7 protein-coding genes are annotated in these 2,540 nt (G+C 48.4%); all 7 read left to right on the plus strand.

Going from position 1 to position 2,540, the window contains the following annotated elements; all coding sequences use genetic code 11:
* Positions 1–233: hypothetical protein (locus Q0140_RS03945; RefSeq protein WP_297962110.1), on the plus strand; the 233-nt coding region annotated here is incomplete at its 5' end.
* Entirely contained in the window at positions 233–766 is a 534-nt protein-coding gene (locus Q0140_RS03950) for a hypothetical protein (RefSeq protein ID WP_297962112.1), read from the plus strand. The genes Q0140_RS03945 and Q0140_RS03950, both read left to right, overlap by 1 nt.
* Positions 763–1,122 carry a hypothetical protein gene (locus tag Q0140_RS03955; protein ID WP_297962114.1) on the plus strand — a complete coding sequence of 120 codons (360 nt, stop codon included), beginning with the start codon at positions 763–765 and terminating at the stop codon, positions 1,120–1,122. The genes Q0140_RS03950 and Q0140_RS03955 overlap by 4 nt, the downstream gene beginning before the upstream one ends.
* Before the next feature lie 104 nt (positions 1,123–1,226).
* Positions 1,227–1,472, plus strand: a complete 246-nt coding sequence (locus Q0140_RS03960) for a hypothetical protein (protein WP_297962121.1) — start codon at positions 1,227–1,229, stop codon at positions 1,470–1,472.
* Positions 1,456–1,812: a hypothetical protein gene (locus Q0140_RS03965; protein WP_297962116.1), complete on the plus strand. Its 357-nt coding sequence runs from the start codon at positions 1,456–1,458 to the stop codon at positions 1,810–1,812. Before Q0140_RS03960 ends, Q0140_RS03965 begins: the two co-directional genes overlap by 17 nt.
* On the plus strand, positions 1,793–2,212 hold the full coding sequence (locus Q0140_RS03970; RefSeq protein ID WP_297962118.1) for a DUF5675 family protein: 420 nt from the start codon (positions 1,793–1,795) through the stop codon (positions 2,210–2,212). Before Q0140_RS03965 ends, Q0140_RS03970 begins: the two co-directional genes overlap by 20 nt.
* A partial coding sequence (locus tag Q0140_RS03975) for a lysozyme (protein ID WP_297962119.1) occupies positions 2,209–2,540 on the plus strand: 332 nt, incomplete at its 3' end. The genes Q0140_RS03970 and Q0140_RS03975, both read left to right, overlap by 4 nt.

Raw genomic sequence — 2,540 nt, forward strand, 5'->3', positions numbered from 1 at the left:
CGAGCTTTATTTTAGGGATTTTGGCTTGTCCTATCGTGATTTTTCTAAGGGCGCGGAAATGCAGCCAATGGGATCATTCCAATATGATGAATATCTTTCGAGTGATCGCACATCTTGCGACCCACCCCGACGACTTCGCGAAATTTCAATACTCTGATGGCTCAAAACCTTTTTGGTATCTCAATGGTGACGAATTCGCCGATGTCGTAAAAACCAGCCCAAAGGAGCGATGATGTTTTGGATACTGAATAGACTACGCGGGCAATACGCATACTTTGCAAAGATCAACGCTTTGGTGGTGGCTCTGCTAATATTTGCATTTTTGGGGAATTTCTACCTTGCGATCATCTGCGGGATCGGATACCTCGCGGGCGAAGCAAAGGGATGGGGCGTATGGGTCGGCGCACTCATCACACATAGCAACTTCAAAGATGAGCGCGAAAATAGATTTATCGAGCGCGTCGCCGCTAGGCTTTTCGAGCCCAAAACTCATTGGCTGGCGTATTGCAGGCTTTGCCTCTTTCTGCGCGGGCTACTTTGGTGGCTACCGGTATTCGTGCCGCTAGTCTTTGCGGGCATTTATGGCGCGCCGCTTCTAGCCGTAGCTCTTGCGGTAGGTTTTCCGCTTGCTTGTGAGCTAGGATATCGCACAAAATGGACGTTACGATTTCGAGCCTTTGAGGCAAGCGATGCGTGGGGCAGGCAAGAAGTGTTTTATGGGGCTATGCAGGATTTGGCGTTTATAATCTTATGGATGGCACTATGAACTTTAAAATTTACCTTGGAATTATCGGCGCGCTGATCCTTGCCAGCCTTGCGCTGGCAGGGTGGAACCATAGTCTCAAAAATACAATAGAGCAGCTAAACAAGGATCTAGTGTTCGCTAAAACCCAAGAGCTCATAAGCTCCTCAAATTTGCAGGCTTGCAACGCAAAGATCGATCTGCAAAACGCCAAATTTGAAGAGATCGCTCTGCAAAACGAAAAGCTCAAAAACGCCGGTCCTATCATCAAAAAAGAGATAGAGACGAGATACGAGCCGATAAATGTGCCGATAAAGGACGCAAAATGCGAAAAGAAGCTGAAATTCTATGAGGAAATATTCAGGGAGATGGGTAGATGAAAACAGGACAGCTATATATGCCGCAGTATTCAAAGCCTCTGCGCAAGACGTTTTTGCTCGACAAAAACTACCAAAAAGAGCTGGCTAGGCACAAGCGAGAATATATCATTAGATTTATTCTTTTTCTGATAGGACTGGCGCTGTGCGTTTCTCTTAGCGGGTGTGCGGCGAAACCTGCGATGGTAAGGACGGAATATAAGGACGTCCTCGTTCCGATAAAGTGCAAAGTAAGCCTCCCTGCAAAGCCTAAATTTGATTCAAGCAATATGCAAAGCGCGGTCGAGCTGGCAAAATACTATCAAACCTGCGAAGCGCTCCTGAAGGAGTGCGCGAATGTGGGGGATCGATAAAGAAGTGTGGAACTACATACTTGTAGGGGTCATAAGTTTTTTGGGCTCGATGCTGGGGATCGGTAGCGGCAATATGAAGCTGCGAGGATCGGGCGGACAAAAGGTCATATCGTGGCTGGTAGCGGTAGGCTCATCGATGCTGTTTGCGTTTGTGAGCTACGCGGTGCTGAGCGAGTTTATGCCCGGCAGCCCTAAATCTTGCATAGCCCTAAGCGGAGCGGTGGCTTGGTTCGGCGCCGACTGGGTCAGAGCGAAAATAAACAGCTTTTTGTCAAAGAAGATTAAAAATTTAAAAGATACGGATTTTGGAGGATCGGAATATGAAAATCAAGATAAATAGGTTTAAGAAAATCCACGACGGAACGATCGGAAAGCTAACGATCACGGACGAGGGAAAGAGGCTTTTTGAATGCTTCACCCTTGAGCCCGCAGGCGGCGATACTACGCAGAGCGGCAAGGATAGGCGGATTCCGGCGGGGCGCTACAAAATGGAGTGGCACAACAGCCCGAGCCAGAAGCGAATGTGTCCGCTTCTATACAGCGAGCTGGTGCCGAAAGAGCGCTACATCCTCATTCACCCCGGCAACTACCCTAAAGATACAGCAGGATGCGTCCTCGTAGGCGACGGATACAATGCTGCGGGAGTGACAAACTCCGTGCAGACATATAATTCGTTTTTCAAAATTTGCGTAGGCAAACACATAGAATTCATAGAGATCACAAACGAGGAGGGGATATGAGCCTCATCGAAAACATCAAAGCTCACGAGGGCTATCGCAGAGAGATATACAAAGATAGCGTAGGCAAAGCAACCGTGGGATACGGCTTTTTGGTCTCGGCATTGAGCCCCGACGAACTCAAACTCAACGGCGGCAAGGTGGAGCCGATGAGTAAAGAGGTAGCGGAAAAAATCCTAAATTTGAAAGTTGCTAGGCTGCGAAAGCGAGTGCCGGAGTGTTTGCCGTGGCTGGCTAGCAAGCCGCAGGGCGTGCAGGATACTATCCTCGAAATGGCGTATCAGCTAGACATCGCAAAGCTGCTTGGCTTTAAATATACCCTGAAATGCAT

This window comes from uncultured Campylobacter sp. (genome assembly GCF_938045405.1).
Classification (GTDB): Bacteria; Campylobacterota; Campylobacteria; order Campylobacterales; family Campylobacteraceae; genus Campylobacter_B.

Bases quoted from the DNA above. Each gene is read 5' to 3' on its own strand.
- Q0140_RS03955 (WP_297962114.1), top strand. From the start codon at position 763: ATGAACTTTAAAATTTACCTTGGAATTATCGGCGCGCTGATCCTTGCC.
- Q0140_RS03965 (WP_297962116.1), top strand. From the start codon at position 1,456: ATGTGGGGGATCGATAAAGAAGTGTGGAACTACATACTTGTAGGGGTC.
- Q0140_RS03970 (WP_297962118.1), top strand. From the start codon at position 1,793: ATGAAAATCAAGATAAATAGGTTTAAGAAAATCCACGACGGAACGATC.
- Q0140_RS03950 (WP_297962112.1), top strand. From the start codon at position 233: ATGTTTTGGATACTGAATAGACTACGCGGGCAATACGCATACTTTGCA.